Annotated in this window: 15 protein-coding genes; 4 read left to right on the forward strand and 11 right to left on the reverse strand. The window is 75.7% G+C overall.

All coding sequences use genetic code 11. The features are described 5' to 3' along the window. The 4 genes from VKZ81_RS05045 to VKZ81_RS05060 all read right to left on the reverse strand — a co-directional run bounded on the left by VKZ81_RS05045 (position 1) and on the right by VKZ81_RS05060 (position 3573). On the reverse strand, positions 1 to 1404 hold the full coding sequence (locus VKZ81_RS05045) for an MmgE/PrpD family protein (protein WP_324240224.1): 1404 nt from the start codon (positions 1402 to 1404) through the stop codon (positions 1 to 3). A 132-nt stretch (positions 1405 to 1536) separates the two neighbouring features. Beyond that, the gene (locus VKZ81_RS05050) at positions 1537 to 1914 is read right to left on the reverse strand and encodes a Rossmann-fold NAD(P)-binding domain-containing protein (RefSeq protein WP_324240225.1); all 378 of its coding nucleotides are present in this window, start codon (positions 1912 to 1914) and stop codon (positions 1537 to 1539) included. A 634-nt stretch (positions 1915 to 2548) separates the two neighbouring features. Further along, positions 2549 to 2683 carry a hypothetical protein gene (locus VKZ81_RS05055; RefSeq protein WP_324240226.1) on the reverse strand — a complete coding sequence of 45 codons (135 nt, stop codon included), beginning with the start codon at positions 2681 to 2683 and terminating at the stop codon, positions 2549 to 2551. Further along, complete coding sequence (locus VKZ81_RS05060) at positions 2680 to 3573, reverse strand: universal stress protein (RefSeq protein WP_324240227.1); 894 nt, start codon at positions 3571 to 3573, stop codon at positions 2680 to 2682. Before VKZ81_RS05060 ends, VKZ81_RS05055 begins: the two co-directional genes overlap by 4 nt. A 198-nt stretch (positions 3574 to 3771) precedes the next feature. Here VKZ81_RS05060 and VKZ81_RS05065 point away from each other — a divergent pair, with 198 nt between their 5' ends. Genes VKZ81_RS05065 through VKZ81_RS05080 form a run of 4 tightly spaced genes read left to right on the forward strand, consistent with a single transcriptional unit; the run spans position 3772 to position 10145 of the window. Continuing rightward, positions 3772 to 5178: a cytochrome ubiquinol oxidase subunit I gene (locus VKZ81_RS05065; protein ID WP_324240228.1), complete on the forward strand. Its 1407-nt coding sequence runs from the start codon at positions 3772 to 3774 to the stop codon at positions 5176 to 5178. A gap of 19 nt (positions 5179 to 5197) precedes the next feature. After that, positions 5198 to 6217 carry a cytochrome d ubiquinol oxidase subunit II gene (gene cydB, locus VKZ81_RS05070; protein ID WP_324240229.1) on the forward strand — a complete coding sequence of 340 codons (1020 nt, stop codon included), beginning with the start codon at positions 5198 to 5200 and terminating at the stop codon, positions 6215 to 6217. Further along, the gene (cydD, locus tag VKZ81_RS05075; protein WP_324240230.1) at positions 6214 to 9639 is read left to right on the forward strand and encodes a thiol reductant ABC exporter subunit CydD; all 3426 of its coding nucleotides are present in this window, start codon (positions 6214 to 6216) and stop codon (positions 9637 to 9639) included. The genes cydB and cydD overlap by 4 nt, the downstream gene beginning before the upstream one ends. A gap of 47 nt (positions 9640 to 9686) precedes the next feature. Next, complete coding sequence (locus VKZ81_RS05080; RefSeq protein WP_324240231.1) at positions 9687 to 10145, forward strand: CBS domain-containing protein; 459 nt, start codon at positions 9687 to 9689, stop codon at positions 10143 to 10145. Here the strand turns inward: VKZ81_RS05080 and VKZ81_RS05085 are convergent. The 7 genes from VKZ81_RS05085 to VKZ81_RS05115 are packed head-to-tail and all read right to left on the reverse strand — an operon-like array spanning position 10124 to position 17495. Further along, complete coding sequence (locus tag VKZ81_RS05085; RefSeq protein WP_324240232.1) at positions 10124 to 11620, reverse strand: hydrogenase large subunit; 1497 nt, start codon at positions 11618 to 11620, stop codon at positions 10124 to 10126. The two genes, VKZ81_RS05080 and VKZ81_RS05085, sit on opposite strands and share 22 nt — an antisense overlap. Next, positions 11617 to 13095: a proton-conducting transporter transmembrane domain-containing protein gene (locus VKZ81_RS05090; protein ID WP_324240233.1), complete on the reverse strand. Its 1479-nt coding sequence runs from the start codon at positions 13093 to 13095 to the stop codon at positions 11617 to 11619. Before VKZ81_RS05090 ends, VKZ81_RS05085 begins: the two co-directional genes overlap by 4 nt. After that, complete coding sequence (locus VKZ81_RS05095; RefSeq protein ID WP_324240234.1) at positions 13095 to 13748, reverse strand: hypothetical protein; 654 nt, start codon at positions 13746 to 13748, stop codon at positions 13095 to 13097. Before VKZ81_RS05095 ends, VKZ81_RS05090 begins: the two co-directional genes overlap by 1 nt. A 3-nt stretch (positions 13749 to 13751) precedes the next feature. Then, positions 13752 to 14699, reverse strand: coding sequence for a respiratory chain complex I subunit 1 family protein (locus VKZ81_RS05100; RefSeq protein ID WP_324240235.1), 948 nt, complete (start codon positions 14697 to 14699; stop codon positions 13752 to 13754). Then, a complete protein-coding gene (locus tag VKZ81_RS05105; RefSeq protein WP_324240236.1) occupies positions 14696 to 16696 on the reverse strand; it encodes a proton-conducting transporter transmembrane domain-containing protein in 2001 nt (666 codons plus the stop codon). Before VKZ81_RS05105 ends, VKZ81_RS05100 begins: the two co-directional genes overlap by 4 nt. Next, the gene (locus tag VKZ81_RS05110) at positions 16693 to 17172 is read right to left on the reverse strand and encodes an NADH-quinone oxidoreductase subunit B family protein (RefSeq protein WP_324240237.1); all 480 of its coding nucleotides are present in this window, start codon (positions 17170 to 17172) and stop codon (positions 16693 to 16695) included. The genes VKZ81_RS05105 and VKZ81_RS05110 overlap by 4 nt, the downstream gene beginning before the upstream one ends. Beyond that, positions 17169 to 17495, reverse strand: a complete 327-nt coding sequence (locus VKZ81_RS05115; RefSeq protein WP_324240238.1) for an ArsR/SmtB family transcription factor — start codon at positions 17493 to 17495, stop codon at positions 17169 to 17171. The genes VKZ81_RS05110 and VKZ81_RS05115 overlap by 4 nt, the downstream gene beginning before the upstream one ends. Between the last annotated feature and the right edge of the window lie 8 nt (positions 17496 to 17503).

Raw genomic sequence — 17503 nt, forward strand, 5'->3', positions numbered from 1 at the left:
TCACCAGCTCCCGGTCGTCGCGGTGGCGGGTGCGAACAGGTCGCGAACGGACGGCGCGGAGCCGATGTCCAGCAGCCGCGCGGCGAGGTGCTCGGGGTCGGCGGGCGGGTGCGCCGCATGCGCGGCGCAGTCGACGAACTTCGCCACGAGCGCTCCCGTGCTGATCGGTGCGTCCGGCCCGCCCGGCGGGCGGATGATCTCGAGCGTCCGCTGCCGGCCGTCGGCGTAGCGGAGGGTGAGCCGACCGGAGGTCATCCGGGCCGGGGTGGCCCACGTCGGCTCGGGGTGGAAGGTCACCTTCCGCGCCACGGCGAGCACCTCGGGCCGGCCCAGGCGGTCGGGGGCGAAGGAGGCGAGCTCCACGGCGCCGTCGACGAGGGCGAGCGCCACCGTGAACGGGAGGCTGAACTTCGCGTCGATCGCGGTGCGCGGGGCGCGCTTGGCCATGAGCGGCTCGGCGAGCATCCGGTTCACGGGCGCGCCGACGAGCTCGATCGCCTCGACCGCGGCCAGATCGGCCTCGGCGCGCAGCCGCAGCGCGGCGGCGATGAACGCGTGGGTGCCGCGGCAGCTCGGCCAGGGTTTGAAGGCCACGCGGGTCCCCCCGAAGTCCTCCCCGAGGCCGTCGAGCAGCGCGCCCGCGTCGACGTCGGCTCCCGCGTAGGCGGCGAGGAAGCCGGCCTCCCCTTCCAGCGGGGCGGCGAACCCGCGCACCCCGCGGCCGGCGAGCTGCACCGCGCGCACCGCGGCGTGCGCGGCGAAGGCGTCGCGGATCCCGCGGATCACGCCGTCCGGGCTGTGCTTGACCTCCCCGCTCGCCGTGGCCTGGGAGACGACGAGCGACAGCGCGTCGACCACCTCGTCGGCGGCGAGCCCGGCGAGGAACGCGCCCGCCACCGTCGCCCCGATCGCACCGGCGAGGGGCGGTGGGTACCAGCCCCGCTCGGCCATGCGCTCGCCGGCGACGGCGGCGACCCGGCAGGCGACGTCGCTGCCGATGGCCACGCTCGCCAGCAGCGCCGCCCCGCAGGCGTCGTGCTCCTCGGCGAGCGCCAGCGCCGCGGGGACGACCTGCGCGTTCGGGTGGACCGGAAGCCCGTCCACCGCATCCTCGAAGTCCAGGGCGTGCGCGAGCGCCCCGTTGGCGAGGGCAGCGGCGGCCGCGGGCGCCCGGGTGCGGTCCCACAGCAGCGTGCTCACGCCGCGGCCGGCCTCCGCGCGGACCAGGTCGGTGAACGCCGCGGTGCCCTCGCCGAGCCCGGTCGCCGCCAGCGACACGCCGACGGCGTCGAGCAGGGAGCGGGCCGCGGCCGCCTTCGCGGCCTCGGGCACCCGCGCCTCGGCGGTGCCCGCGACGAACTCGGCGAGGCGCCGAGACACACCCTGCGCGCTGCGCACACCCATGTGCACCTCCGGGACGAGCCGACACCGGCAGCCCGAGGTACGCCCGACCTCGCGCCTGTATCAGGAAGGCTGATACAGCCTGGCAGCGCGAAAGGTTGTTGTCAACGGTTCGATCGGACGGATTTGTGTCGCCTATTGCGACGCCGGCTCGGCCACCGGCGGGAAGGCCGTCGCCCGCGCCACGTCCTGCCATTCCCGGACCTCGGCCCGGACGGACTCGAGGTGGCCGAGGATCCCGTCGACCGCGTCCGCACCGAGCGGGAGCCGCAACGGGGGGCGCTCCGCGTCGAGCGCGGCGAGGATCGCCGCGGCGGCGAGCGCGGGGTCGCCCGGCTGCACGCCGTCCAGCCCGGTGATCATCTCGCGGGTGGGCCCGACCGTGTCGTCGTAGTCGGCGATCCGCGCGCTCTGCACGAGCGACGGCCCGGAGAACGCGGTGCGGAACGCCCCGGGCTCGACCACGACCACCCGGATGCCCAGCGGGCCGACCTCCGCGGCGAGCGGTCGCACCGAGGACGCGACGGTGGTCGAGCGCGGCAACGCCGAGGTGCTCGTGCACGTCGACGCCTCCACCGGCGCCGCCCGCCCAGACAACGGCTCCGCGCCGGCCCCCCACCACCGCGCGACGACTCGCCTGCGATGCGAAGGTCCAGCTCCTGCTCGACGACCGGGCCGGCAACCGCAGGTACCTCGGCCGCTCCCGCCGCTTCGCCCCCGACGCCCAGGTGCGGGCGCTGACCGCGCGGGATGGAGAACAGCGCCGATTCCCCGGGTGTTCACACACCCCGTATCGGAACCCGCACCACATCATCCCGTGGGAGCTGGGCGGTACGACCGATGTCGACAACCTGATCACGGCGACGAAATCGACCGCGGGGAGTGGGTGTTCCGGCGCCCCGACGGAACACCCGTTCCCGGCGCCGAGCCGCTCACCGGGAAGGCGGAGAGCCTGGTGGAGATGCACACGGCGCCGGCCTGCACATCAGCCACAGACGATCAGCTCGACACGGCAGGGCGACAGCCTCGACGTGGAGCACGTCCTCGGCCTGCTCCTGCTGTCGACGCGGATCCCAGCGGCTGCGTGGAAAGCCGGGTTCCAACCCGAAAGAGCGGGATCGAGGTGTGCGAAGCGCTGCGCTGCGGCTCACCGACCGAACGCCCGCCACACCACCCCACCGATGGCAGCGGCCACCGCCAGCACGACCACCGCGACAGCCGAGAACGCCATGACGGCGAGCGCGAGGACGAGCCCGACGACCGCCGCCCCGACGCCGTTCATCGGTCCTCACCCCCGGCGTCGACGCGCACGATCGCGACCGGGCAGTGCGCGCGGTACAGCACGGCGTGGCTCACCGAGCCGAGCGCCAGGCCGGCGAAGGCGCCGCGGCCGCGCGAGCCGACCACGACGAGCTGGGCGCGGCGGGACTGCTCCACCAGCGCCTGGGCGGGGCGTTGCCGGGTGACGACGCGCTGCACCGGAACGTCGGGGTACTTCTCGCCCCAGCCGGCGAGGCGCTCGGCCAGCACCTCCGCCTCCTCGGACTCGATGGCGTCGCGGTCGAGGAGCGGGGCCACGTCGATCTCGCTCACGACGTCGCGCCAGGCGTGCAGCGCGATCAGGGAGACGCCGCGGGCCGCGGCCGCCTCGTACGCGAACCCGAGCGCGGGGTCGCTGAGGGGTGAGCCGTCCACGCCGACGACGATCGGGGCGGCGGGTTCGGGGTCCTGCTCGCCGCGGACGACGACCAGCGGGGACTTCGCGTGCGTGCCGAGCCCGGCGGCGACCGAGCCCAGCAGGAGGCCCGACACACCGCCGAGGCCGCGGTCGCCGATCACCACGAGCTGGGCGCGCTCGGACTCGGCGGCGAGCACGGGGATCGGGTAGCCGACCACGAGCTGCTGCTCCACCTCGAGGCCCCCGACCGCCTCCTCGGCGGCGGCAGCGGCGTCGGCGAGGTGGCGGCGCGCCTGGTTCAGCATGATCTCCCGGTAGCTCGCGCCGAGGTTGACCCTGCCGATCGGGTGGTTGTGCGTCCACTCGAACGCGATCACGACGCGCAAGGGGACGCGGCGCCGGGCGGCCTCCGCCGCGGCCCAGCGCACCGCGCGCAGGGCGGTCTCCGACCCGTCGACACCGGCCACGACGGTCCGCCCGCTGTGTGTCTCCATGCCTCGACACTCCCCCGGTAGCGGCCGGTTCGGGCAGGTGCGCCCGGCCTCCGCTGCGGGGGCCGTTCGACCCGATCCGGGCCGGTCGGACCGGGTCGGCCCGGGCGAAGGTCCCGGGCCCATCGGGACCCGTGACCTCGAAGGCGCCCATCCGGAGACCCTGCCGAAGATCGGTCCGGGCCCGTGACCCTCGGGGTCATGAACCTCGACCTCGCCCGGTGGCAGTTCGCGGTCACCACCCTGTACCACTTCCTGTTCGTCCCGTTGACGATCGGGCTCTCCGCGCTCGTCGCGGGGATGCAGACGGTGTGGGTGCGCCGGGGCGACGAGCGCTACCTGCGCATGACGAAGTTCTGGGGGAAGCTCTTCCTGATCAACTTCGCCATGGGCGTGGTGACCGGCATCGTGCAGGAGTTCCAGTTCGGGATGAACTGGAGCGAGTACAGCCGGTTCGTCGGCGACATCTTCGGCGCGCCGCTCGCCATCGAGGGGCTGCTCGCGTTCTTCCTGGAGTCGACGTTCCTCGGCCTGTGGATCTTCGGGTGGGACAAGCTGCCGCAGAAGGTGCACCTGGCCTGCATCTGGCTCGTCTCGATCGGCACGATGCTCTCGGCCTACTTCATCCTGGCCGCGAACTCGTGGATGCAGCACCCGGTCGGCTACGTGGTCAACGAGGCCACCGGGCGCGCCGAGCTCACCGACTTCGGCGCGGTGCTCACCAACTCCACCGCGGTCGGCGCCTTCCTGCACACGATCGCGGCCTGCTTCGTGACCGGCGGCGTGTTCGTGCTGGCGATCAGCGCGTGGCACCTCGCGAAGGAGCGCCACGTCGACGTCATGCGCCCGTCGATCCGGATCGGGCTGGTCGTCACGCTGATCGCGGCGCTGGGCACCGTCGTCACCGGCGACCTGCAGGCCCGGCTGATGACCGAGCAGCAGCCGATGAAGATGGCCGCCGCCGAGGCGCTCTACGAGACCTCGGCACCCGCGTCGTTCTCGCTGTTCACCATCGGCACGCTGGACGGGTCGCAGGAGCTGTTCAGCATCCGGGTGCCGGGGGTGCTGTCGTTCATGGCGACCGGCACGTTCGACGGCGAGGTCGAGGGCATCAACGACCTGCAGGCCGCGGCCGAGCGGGCCCACGGCCCCGGCGACTACCGGCCGATGATCCCGGTCACGTACTGGACGTTCCGGCTGATGATCGGGTTCGGGCTGCTGGCCGGGCTGGTCGCCGCCGCCGGGCTGTGGTTCACCCGCCGCCGTGCGCGCGGGCCCGTGCCGCGGTGGTTCTACCGCGCGGCCCTGCTCACCCTCGTGACCCCGTTCGCCGCCAACAGCGTCGGCTGGATCTTCACCGAGATGGGCCGCCAGCCGTGGCTGGTGTTCGAGGTGCTGCGGACCGCGGACGGCGTCTCCCCCGAGGTCGGGACGGCGAGCGTGCTCACCTCGCTGATCGTGTTCACGCTGCTCTACGGCGTGCTGGCGGTGATCGACGGCCTCCTGATGGTCCGCTACGCCGCCGAGGTCCCACCCCCGGCGCCGGCCGCCGAGGGCGAGGACGAGACGGCCGGCGTGCCGAGCGCACTCGCCACGACCTACTACTGAGTCACGAGGACGCACCCCAATGGCACTCACCGACATCTGGTTCCTGCTCATCGCCGTCCTGTGGACCGGCTACTTCGTCCTGGAGGGGTTCGACTTCGGGGTCGGCATGCTGCTGCCCGTCGTGGGCCGCACCGACAACGACCGTCGGGTCGCGATCAACACGATCGGCCCGGTCTGGGACGGCAACGAGGTGTGGCTCATCGTCGCGGGCGGCGCCACCTTCGCCGCCTTCCCCGAGTGGTACGCGAGCCTGTTCTCCGGGTTCTACCTCGCCCTGCTGCTGATCCTCCTCGCGCTGATCCTGCGCGGGGTGGCGTTCGAGTTCCGCGGCAAGATCGACAGCGAGCGGTGGCGGCGCAACTGGGACCGCGCGATCGTCTTCGGCTCGCTCGTCCCCGCCCTGCTGTGGGGCGTGGCGTTCGCGAACATCGTGCGGGGCGTCCCGCTGGACGCGCAGCACGCCTACACCGGCACGCTGCTCACGCTGCTCAACCCGTACGCGCTGCTCGGCGGGCTGGCCACGGTGGCGCTGTTCGGCCTGCACGGCGCGGTGTTCCTCGCGCTGAAGACCGAGGGCCCGGTCCGGGAGCGCGCGGTGGACGTCGCCCGCCGCGGCGGCCTGCTCGCCCTCGTCGTGGGCGGCGCGTTCCTCGTCTGGACCGAGCTCGCGCACGGCGCGGGCTGGACGGTCGGCGCCGTCGCGGTGGCCGCCGCGGCGCTCGCCGGCGGGCTGTGGCTGGTGAACCGCCGCGACGGGTGGGCGTTCGCGCTCACCGCGGTCGCGATCGTCGCGGTGACCGTCACCCTGTTCGGCTCGCTCTACCCCGACGTGCTGCCGTCGACGATCGACCCCGCCTACAGCCTGACCACGACGAACGCCGCCTCCACCCCGTACACGTTGACGATCATGACGTGGGTGGCCGCCGTGTTCACCCCGATCGTGCTCGCCTACCAGGGGTGGACGTTCTGGGTGTTCCGGCGCCGGATCCGGCCGTCGGACATCCCGGCGTCGTCGGGTGTGCCCGCGACGGCGCGATGAAGCCGCTCGACCCGCGGCTCCTGCGGCACGCGGCGGCGGCCCGGCGCTACGTCGGGCTGGCCGCCGCGGTCGCGATCGCCACCGCCGTGCTCGTGCTCGCCCAGGCGCAGCTGCTCGCGGACGGCATCACGGCGGCGTTCCTCGGCGGCGCGACGCTCGCGGACCTGGCCCCGCTGCTCGCGGGGCTGCTCGCCGTGGTCGCGGGGCGCGCCGTGCTCGCGTGGGCGGGCGAGGCCGCCGCGCACCGGGCGGCCGCGGCGGTGATCGGCGAGCTGCGGGCGCGGTTCGTCGAGCACGTGCTGCGGCTCGGGCCGCGCCACCGCGACCTGCCGCCGCGCGGCGAGCTCGCGACCACCGCCACCCGCGGCCTCGACGGCCTCGACGGCTACTTCGGCCGCTACCTGCCCGCGCTGCTGGTCGCCGCGGTCGTGCCCGCGGTGGTCGCCGGGCGGATCCTCGTCGCGGACTGGGTCTCCGGGCTGGTCATCGCGGTCACGGTGCCGCTCATCCCGCTGTTCATGATCCTCATCGGGCTGCACACCGAGCGCTCGACGAAGCGGCAGTACCGGGCGCTGGCCGTGCTGGGCCACCACTTCCTCGACCTCGTCGCCGGCCTCGAGGTGCTGGTCTGCTTCGGCCGGGCGGGGCGGCAGGAGTCGCGGCTGCGGGAGCTCGCGAACTCCTACCGCCGCGCCACCATGCGCACCCTGCGGGTCGCTTTCCTGTCCGCGCTCGCGCTGGAGCTGCTCGCCACGCTGTCGGTGGCCCTGGTCGCCGTCTCGATCGGGCTGCGGCTGGTCGAGGGCCGGCTCGACCTCGCCACGGCGCTGCTCGTGCTCGTGCTCGCCCCCGAGGTCTACCTCCCGCTGCGCGCGGTCGGGGCCCGGTTCCACGACTCCGCGGAGGGCCTCGCCGCGGCGAACGAGGTCTTCGCCGTGCTGGAGACGCCCGCGGCCGGGGGTGGGGCCCGCGTCCCCGCCCCTGACCCCTCCCGGGAGCCGATCGCCCTGCACCGCGTCCGCGTCGACGGGCGCGGCGGCCCCGTGCTCGACCGGTTCGGCCTCGTCCTGCCGCCCGGCACGGTGCTCGGCGTCCGCGGGCGCAGCGGGGCGGGCAAGTCGACGCTGCTCGACCTGCTGCTCGGGCTGCGCACCCCCGACGCCGGGCGGATCACCGTCGGCGGCGTCGACCTCACCGACATCGACCCCGACGACTGGCGGCGCCGGGTGGCCTGGGTCCCGCAGCACCCCGTCCTGCTCACCGGCACCGTCGCCGACAACATCCGCCTCGCCGACCCCGACGCACCACCGGACCGGGTGGCCGCGGCGGCGCGGACCGCCGCGCTCGACGTCCCGCTCGACGCCCGCGTCGGCGAGGACGGCACGGGGCTGTCCACCGGACAGCGCCGCCGGATCGCGCTGGCCAGGGCCGTGCTCGCCGACCGGCCGCTGCTGCTGCTCGACGAGCCGACCGAGGGCGTCGACGCCGCCACCGAGGCCGCGATCGTCGACGCGCTGCCCCGCGTGCTCGCCGGGCGCACCGCCGTGATCGTCAGCCACCGCGACGCGGTGCTGGTGCACTGCGACCGGGTGCTCGACCTGACCCCGGTCCCCACCCGGCGACAGCCCGACGACGCCCGGCCGGCCGACGCGGAGCCGGTCACGGTTCGGGCGGCCGCGCCGGCATCTCCGCCGGCACCTCCGCCCGCGACGAGCGCGGACCACGCGGCCCTCGGCCCGCTGCGCTGGTCGCTCGCCACCGCCCGACCGGTGTGGCACCGCCTCGGCCTCGCCGTGCTGCTGGGCGCGTTGGCGCTCGGCTGCGGCGTCGCGCTCACCGCCACCTCGGCCTGGCTGATCTCCGCCGCCGCGCTGCACCCGCCGGTGCTCGCGCTGCTGGTCGCGATCGTCGCGGTGCGCACGTTCGGCATCGGCAAAGGCGTGCTGCGCTACGCCGAGCGCCTCGCCTCCCACGACGCCGCGCTGCGGGCCTCGAGCGAGCTGCGGGTGCGGATCTGGAAGGCCCTCGTCCGGCTCGGGCCCGCCGTGACGGCCCGCCAACGCCGCGGCGAGCTGCTCTCCCGCCTCATCGGCGACGTCGACGCCCAGCAGGACCTGCTCGTGCGGGTCGTGGTCCCGGCCGCAGCCGCGGCCTGCGTGGGGCTCGGCACCGTCGTCGGGTTCACGCTCCTGCACCCGGGGGCGGGGCTCGTGGTCGCGCTCGGGCTGGCGCTCGCCGGGGTCGGCGCCCCGGCCGCCACCGCGTGGGCCGTGCACCGCAGCGAACGGTGCACGGCGGCGGCGCGCGGCGACGTCGTGGCGCGGGCGGTCGAGCTCCTCGACGCGGCGCCCGACCTGATCGTCTTCGGCGCCGCGCAGCGGTACCGGGCCGGCCTGGCCGCGGCCGACGCGCGGCTGACGGCGCTGCTGCGCCGTGCGGCGACCGCGCGAGGGCTGGGCAGCGGCGTCGCCGAGCTCGCGATCGGCGCGACGGCGGTGGTCGCACTCGCGGTCGGGGTCGCCGCGCTGCGGGCGGGGTCGCTGCCCGGCCAGGCGGTCGCCGTGCTGGCGCTCACCCCGCTGGCCCTCGCCGAGGTCGTCGCGGCCCTCCCCGACGCCGCGGTCCGCCTGCTGTCGGCCGTCCCCGCCGCGGCTCGGCTGCGCGCGCTCGAGCAGCGCCCGCCGTCCGTGCCCGACCCGGCCTCCCCCGTGCCCGTCGCGCCGCCGTCGGCGCTGGCCACCGAGGACCTCGCCGTCCGCTGGCCGGGGGCGGCCGAGGACGCCGTCCGCGGCGTCGACCTCGACCTGACCCCGGGCACCCGGATCGCGCTCACCGGGCCGTCCGGGTCCGGCAAGTCCACCGTGGTCGCGGCGCTGCTGCGCACCGTCGCCCCGAGCGCAGGACGCATCCTCGCCGACCACCGCGACGCGCGCGAGCTCTCGGGCGACGACGTCCGCGCCGGCATCGCCTGGTGCGGGTCGTGGACGCACCTGTTCGACTCCACCCTGCGGGCCAACCTCCAGCTCGCCGCGCCGGACGCCGACGACGACGAGCTGGTCCGGGCGCTGCGCCGGGCCCGGCTCGGCGCGTGGTACGACGCGCTCCCCGACGGCCTCGACACGCACGTGGGCGAGCACGGCGGGACGGTCTCCGGCGGGGAGCGCCAGCGGATCGGGGTGGCCAGGGCGCTGCTCGCGGACCGGCCGGTGCTGCTGTTCGACGAGCCCACCGCCCACCTCGACCCGGCGACCGCCGACGCGCTCGCCGCCGAACTGCTCACGGCCACCGCGGGGCGCACCGCGCTGGTCGTGACGCACCGCCCCGAGCAGACCCCCGGCCTGCAGGAGGTCCGGCTCGACCCCGAATCTCGCCCGGTGACCTCCGGCCTCGCGGCCGCGGGCCCTGCGCCCCTGCCCGGCTGACCGCGTGGAGGCGACCCTCGAGCCCGACGCACGAGGGAGTGACAGTCATGAGCACCGGCCCCGAGCGCCTCGCGGCGCCACCCGAGACCCGCGACGACGACCCGCCCATCAGGTCGGTGATGAGCCGCCACATCGTCGCCATCACCCCGGACGCGTCGGTCTCGACCGCGCTCGCGCTCATGGCGTCGGCCGACGTGCACCACCTGCCGGTCTTCTACGGCAACCGGTGCCGCGCCGTGCTCCGGGAGACCGACGTGCTCCGCCACCTCGCGAGCGGCCGCTCCGCGCCCGCCGACCGGGCCGCGACGCCGGTCGGCCGGCTGGTCCGGCCGGTGACGTCGGTGGACGAACGCGCCCGCCGCTCCGACGCGGCCCGCTGCATGACGAGCGCGGGCACGGACGTCGTGCTCGTGATCGGCCGGCGCGGCCTGGTCGGCATCGTGACCGCCGCCGACCTCGTCCGGTCCCTCGCCGCGGACCCGCCTCAGAGGTCGTTGCCCGCGTAGGACAGGTTGAAGCTCTTGTTGACCAGCGGGAAGTCCGGGACGATCGTGTCGGCGAGCGCCACCGGCAGCGCGGGCCAGTTGAAGAAGCTGGGGTCGACGACCTTGAGCCGCGCGACCGTGCCGTCCACGGCCAGCTCGACGCGGTGCACGATCGTGCCGCGCCACCCCTCGACGATCCCGACGCCCGAACCGGCCGCACCGCTACCCGCCTCCGGCCGGCGGCCGGCCGGCACGCCACCGAGGTGGGAGACCAGCGCGGCGATCATGTCGACGGACGCGGCGACCTCCTCGGCGCGGACGCTGAAGCGGGCGAGCACGTCCCCGCCGGTGTGGCGGTGCTCCGGCCGGGAGAACGCCGCGGAGAGCGTCGGGTGGTCGTGGCGGGCGTCGACCTGCAGCCCGCTCGCGCGGGCGACGTAGCCGAGCGTGCCGAGGTCGGCGGCCTGCTCGCGGGTGAGCACGGCGGTACCGGCGAAGCGGTCGCGGACCACGCTGTGGTCCAGCGCGAGGGTGACGACCTCGTCGACGTCGCGGGCGATGTCGACGAGCTCGTCGGGGTCGGGCAGCCGCAGCACGGTGGCCGTGCCGATCCCGACCGCGCCGCGCAGCAGCCGGTGGCCGGTGACCTGGTCGTTCAGCCGCAGCAACCGCTCGCGGATGCGCAGCGCGTGCGCGTTGAGCACGCCGTGGCCGACGTCGTTGCACAGCGCCCCGATGTCGGCGACGTGGTTGTAGAGCCGCTCCAGCTCGAGCACGACCATCCGCAGCCTGCGGACGTCCTCGTCGACGGCGATCCCGGTGGCGTCCTCGACGGCCTGGCAGAACGCCAGCGCGTGGCCGACCGTGGTGTCGCCGCTGACCCGCTCGGCCACCGGGAGGGCGTCGGCGGGCAACCGGCCCTCCACGAGCTTCTCCAGCCCGCGGTGGACGAACCACAGCCGGGCCTTGAGCTTGAGGATGGTCTCCCCGACCACCGAGAACCGGAAGTGGCCCGGCCCGATCATGCCGGCGTGCACCGGGCCGACCGGGATCTCGTACACGCCGGCGCCCTCGACCTCCCGGAACGGGAACGGGCCGTCGACGTCGCCGAACTCCGGCGGCGCCCCGGCGTCGGAGAGCATCGGGAACCAGCCGCGCGGCCAGTGGAAGTGGCGCACGAGCCGCCGCGGCAGCGGGTGCCCGACGGGCACGATCCCGAACAGGTCGCGCATCTCGCGCTCGAACCGACCGGCCGGGAACGACAGCCCGGCGAGGCTCGGCAGATGCGGCTCGTCGGGGTCGACCGGGACGTGCAGCTCCGTGCGCGCACCGACGTCCGGGCCGGTGAACAGGTACACCGCGCGCAGCCCGCCGCCCGCGGGCCGGTCGTCGTGGCCCGCGACGAGCGCGAGCCGGGCGCCGCCCTCCAGGAGCTCGGCCGCGCGGTCGGGCAGCTCGTTCGGGCGCAGGGTGGGGTGGGGGGTCACGGCGGTCATGGCGCTCCGGTGAGGATCTCGGCGGCCGCGGCGAGCAGGCCGGTCAGCGGGCCGGTGGTCAGGCCCAGCGCGACGCAGGCCGCGAGGCCCGCGACCAGCGCGACCGCGGTGGCGCGGGGCAGCGGCTGCGGCGCGGGGGCCGCGCCCGGGCCCTCGCGCCGGGGCCCGAGCACCATCCGGCTGGTGTGGTTGACCAGCGCGGCGCCGATCACCACGACGAGCAGGAGCGCGGCGGCGACCGCCCAGCCCGTGCCGGACCCGAAGCCGGCGCGGGCGATGCCGAGCTCGCTCGCGAACAGGCTGAACGGCGGCAGCCCGATCAGCGCGAGCACGCCGAGCCCGATGCTCCCGGCGAGGACGGGCTGGCCCGCGGCGAGGCCCCTGACGTCGGCGATGCGGCTGGTGCCGGTGAGCTGCAGGACGCGTCCCGCGCCGAGGAACAGCACGCTCTTGGCCAGGCCGTGGCCGAGGACGTGCAGCAGCACGGCGGCGGTGGCGAGCGGCCCGCCCACGGCGGCGCCGAGGGCGAGCAGGCCCATGTGCTCGATGCTGGAGTAGGCGAGCATCCGCTTGTAGTCGCGCTGCGCGATCAGCAGCGACGCCGCGATCACCAGCGACGCGAGCGCGGCCGCGAGCAGCAGCGCGCGGGCGAACCCGGGGCCGAGCACGGCGTCGGAGACGACCTTGACCCGCAGGACCGCGTAGAAGGCGACCGACAGCAGCACGCCGGACATCAGCGCCGACACCGGGGCGGGCGCCTGGCTGTGGGCGTCGGGCAGCCACGCGTGCAGCGGCGCGAGCCCCGCCTTCGCCCCGAACCCGACGACCAGCAGCACGACCGCGATGCGGGTGACGCCCGGGTCGAGCTGGGGCGCCGCGACGGCGAGCGCCGCCCAGTCCAGCCCCGCGCCGGTGCCGGAGTGGGCGGAGGCGTGGTTGAGCACGACGATGCCGAGCAGCGCCAGCGCGATCCCGGCCGAGCAGATCACCACGTACTTCCAGGCCGCCTCCACCGCCGCGCGCGTGCGCCGCTGCCCGACCAGGAACGCGGTGACGATCGTGGTGCCCTCGACGGCGACCCACAGCACGCCCAGGTCGGCGGCCAGCACCGCGAGCGCCATCGCCGCGAGGAAGGCCTGCACGAGCACGACGTGGCGGGTGGCCGTGCGCGGCTCGATCCGCCCGGCCGCGAGCTCGGTCGCGAGGTGCGCGGGCGTGGCCAGCGCGACCAGCACCGCCACCGCGGCGATCGCGATCAGCATGAACGCGCTCACCGCGTCGGCGCGCAGCAGCGGCCCGGCCTCGAGCGGCCCCCGGACCACCACCTCCCGGGCGAGCAGCGCCGCCGCGAGCAGCGACAGCACCGCCGCCACCGCGGCCAGGCCCGCCGTCGCGCGCCGCCATCCGGCGGCGGCGTAGCCGAGGGCGCCGAGCGCGGGTACCGCGAACGGCGCCACCACCAGCAGGGTCTCCATCAGTCGTGCAGCTCCCGCAGCTCGTCGAGGTCGGTGTCGCCGAACGCCTCCCGCATCCGGCCGGTGAGCACCTGCAGCACGAGCACGACGAGCAGGACGTCCAGCGCCACCCCGATCTCGACGACCAGCCCGATGCCCGAGGTGGTGAGGAAGCCGACCGCCGTGATGCCGTTGTCCATCAACAGGAACCCGACCAGCTGCGACACCGCGTGCCGGCGCGTCACCAGCACGAGGAACCCGATCAGGACCACGGCGATCGCGAACGGGACCGCCCGCGACGCCGGCGTCGGCGCGAGATCCACCAGCGGCCGCGACACGGCGAGCGCGAGCAGCGTGAGCGCGGCGGCCGCGAGCAGCGACGTGGCGACGTTGATGACGGGCCGGGTCTCGCGCTGCACCTCGCCGGCGCCGGCGAGGGCGCGGCGCAGCAGCCACGGCAGCACCGCGCCGCGCAGCACGAGGCACCCGACGGCCACCGCCGCCAGCTCGGCCGAGCCCTCCTCCCGGGCCAGCGCGGCGACCAGCGCCGCGAGCGCGACGCCCTGGACCGCGAAGACCCGCACGATGACCGGCAGCTCGCGCCGCCACAGCACGAGCACGGCCGTGAGCAGCAGGGCGCCGGCGGCGAGGTTGAGCAACTGGATCGCGTGCACCACTCACCCCAGGACGTAGGCCGCGGTGACGGCGAGCACCGCGAGCAGGAACGAGCCGGCCAGGAGCTCGGGCACGCGGAACAGCCGCAGCTTGGCCAGGAACACCTCGGCGCAGGCCAGCGCGGCGCCGAGCGCCCCGACCTTCACCGCGAAGGCGACCGCGCCGACCAGCAGCGCCGGCACGCCGGGTTCGGTGGCCACCCCCCACGGCACGAACAGGTTGGCCAGCAGGCCGAGGTACACCGTGAGCCGCATGGCCGTGCCGAGCTCGACGAGCGCGAGCCGCGGTCCGGCGTACTCCAGCACCATCGCCTCGTGCACCATGGTCAGCTCCAGGTGCGTCGACGGGTTGTCCACCGGCAGCCGCCCGGTCTCGGCGATGATCACCATCGCGAGCGCGACCGCGGCCAGCAGGCTCGCCGGGGACACCACCCGCGCCGGGTCGTCGAGCGTGGAGCCCACGATCTCCGGCAGGCTCGTCGAGCCGACCCGCACCGACAGCGCGAAGATCGCCACCAGCGCGGTGGGCTCGACGAGGGCGAGGATCGTGACCTCGCGGCTCGCGCCCATCCCGCCGAACGCGGTCCCGGTGTCCAGCCCGGCCAGGGCGATCGCGACGCTGCCGTGCGCGAGCAGGGCCACCACGACGATCAGGTCGGCGACGGCGGGCAGCGCCGACGCGGTGCCGACGAAGGGCACGACGACCGCGACCACCAGCGTCATCGCCACCATCAGCACCGGCGCGACCCGGAACATCTCGCTCGTGCCGCGCGGGGTGATGGTCTCCTTGCGCAGCTGCTTGCGCAGGTCCCGCCACGGCTGGGCGATCCCGGGGCCCGCGCGGCCCTCCAGCCGGGCCCGGACCTGCCGCATCATCCCGAGCAGCAGCGGGGCCCCGCCGACGACCAGGACGGCCTGCAGCAGGCCGCCCACCAGCCCGAGCGCGCTCACCGGGTCACCACCATCAGCACGAGCAGGCCGCACAGCGTGGCGAACCCGTAGGTCAGGTAGCGGTGCACGCTGCCGTCGGCGAGCCTGCGCCCGGCCCGGCCCCATCCGCGCACCGCGGCGAGCACGGGCTCGTAGAGGCGGTGCTCGACCCGGTCGCGCAGGGTGCGCCGGTAGGCCACCGCCCGCACGAGGTAGCGGGACTCCTCGTAGTGGGTCACGTCGACGTCCTGGTCGGGGGCGAGCACGTTGTCGAACACGCGCTGCAGCGGCTCGGCGAACGAGGTGGCGGTGTACTCCATGCGGGCCGACATGGGCCCGCCGCCGCAGTCCCACAGCCGCGCCCGCCGGGCGGACCGCCGGGAGACGACCGCGGCGACGAGCGCGGTCGCGACGGCGAGCGCGGCGACCAGCAGCAGCGGTGACATCGTCCCCGACACGCCCGTGAGCTGGATCGTCACCGCGCCGGTCACCGCGGGGCCCGAACCGGTCACCCCGCCCGCGACGCCCGCCACGGCCGGGAGGACGACGGTGGGCAGGACCGCGAGCCCGACGCAGGCGAGCCCGGCCAGCGCCATCCCGGCCAGCATGGTCGGCGGGCTCTCGTGCGCCTCCGCGGCGGCGGCGCTGCGCGGCCGGGCGAGGAAGCCCACCCCGAAGGCCTTGACGAACGTCGCGACGGCGAGCCCCGCGGTGAGCGCCACCGCGCCCACCGCCACCGGCAGCACGATCGACGACGCCACCACCGTGCCGCTGCCCGCGCCGTGGACGAGCGCCTGCAAGAGCACCCACTCGCTGACGAACGCCGCGCCGGGTGGCAGCGCCGACGCCGTCAGCGCGCCCAGCCCGAACGCCACCGTCGTGAACGGCATGACCGGGCGCAGCCCGCCCATGGCGTCGAGGTCGCGCAGGCCGGTGCCGTGCAGCACCGAGCCCGCCGCGAGGAACAGCAGCGTCTTGAACGCGGCGTGCGCCACCACGTGCAGCAGCGCGGCGGTGAGCGCCAGCGCGGCGAGCACGGCGTCGCCGCTCGCGGCGAACATGCCGCCCGCGCCGACGCCGACCAGCACCAGCCCCATGTTCTCGGTGGTGGAGTAGCCCAGCAGCCGCTTGAGGTCGCTGCCCACCGCGGCCTGCAGGATGCCGTACACCGCGGACGCGGCGCCGAGCACCAGCACGGCGAGCCACCACCACGGCGCGCCGCCGCCGAGCAGGTCGAACCCCACGCGCAGGATCCCGTACACGCCGAGGTTGACCATCGCCGCCGACATCAGCGCCGACACGTGGCTGGGCGCCTCGGGGTGCGCCCGCGGCAGCCACGCGTGCAGGGGCAGCACGCCCGCCTTGGAGCCGAACCCGACCAGGCAGCAGACGAACACCAGCCCGGCCGTCTCGGGCGCCCGGGCCTGCTCCCGCACGGCCGCGAACGAGCCGTCGCCGGTCGCGCCGGCCAGCACCAGGAGCCCGACGAGGATCGCCACGAACCCGAGGTGGGTCATCACCGCGTACCAGCGGCCCGCCGAGGCCACCTCGGCGCGCTTGCCGTGCTCGGCGAGCACCAGCAGCAGCGACGCGAGCGCCATCAGCTCCCAGCACACGAGCAGCGTGCCGATGCTGCCCGCGGCCGGGACGAGCAGCAGCGATGCGACGAACACCGGCAGGGCCGCCTGCACGGCGCGCCCGTCGAGCCCGCCGCGGGCGTAGCCGATCCCGTACACGCCCGCCGCCACCGCGACCGCGCCGGTGACGGCGAGGAACACCCCGCCGAGCGGGTCCACCGCGAGCTCGACGCCGGTGAGCGGCAGCAGCCAGGGCAACGCCGCCGACCAGGCGACGCCCGCCATCGCCGCCACCCCGGCGAGGGTGGCGAGCGCACCGGCCGCGGCGACGCACGCGCCCACCACCACGGGCCGGACCGTGCGCGGCACGACGAGGCCCGCCACGCCCCCGCCGAACCCGGCGACGAGCGCCGCGACGAGGGCAACCCCTGTGACGTTCATCGGCCGGTCAGGCCCCTCAGCGCCGCGACGATGGCCTCCGGCCGGGGCGGGCACCCGGCGACCTCCGCGTCCACCGGGACGATCTCGGAGACCGGCCCGACCACGCCGTAGGCGCCGGCGAACACCCCGCAGTTGCGGGCGCAGTCGCCCACCGCGACCACGACCCGGGGCCGCGGCACGGCCTCGTAGGTCCGCCGCAGCGGCTCGGCCATGTTGCGCGTGACGGGCCCGGTGACGATCAGCGCGTCGGCGTGCCGCGGCGAGGCGACCAGCCGCGCCCCGTAGCGCTCGGCGTCGTGGACCGGCCCGAAGGCCGACCCGATCTCCACCTCGCACCCGTTGCACGACCCGGCGTCGACGTGCCGGATCTGCACCGAACCGGAAAGCGCCGGGGCGGCCGGGCCGGCCTCCGGCGCGGGCGGCGCGGGCTCGGCGACCCGCCCGGTCCGCCGGATCTTCCGCCAGAGCCCGATCACGACGAGGTCCTCTCGTCGAGCAGCTCGAGCTGGCCGGACAGGACACCGGTGAGGATCGACCGGGCCACCGCCAGCAGCTCCGAGACCTGCGGGCTGGTCAGCGCGTAGTACATCGACGTCCCTTCCCGGCGCGCGGTCACCAGACCCGCGCGGCGCAGCACCGCCAGCTGCTGCGAGAGGTTCGCCGGCTCGATCTCGATCTCCTTGAGCAGCTCCGACACGGCGTGCTCCCGGACGCTGAGCAGCTCGAGCACCCGGATCCGCACCGGGTGGCCGAGCGTTTTGAAGAACTCGGCCTTGAGCTGGTGCAGCGGCGTGCTCACGGCGTCTC

This window comes from Pseudonocardia sp., assembly GCF_035305885.1.
Taxonomy (GTDB): Bacteria; Actinomycetota; Actinomycetes; order Mycobacteriales; family Pseudonocardiaceae; genus Pseudonocardia.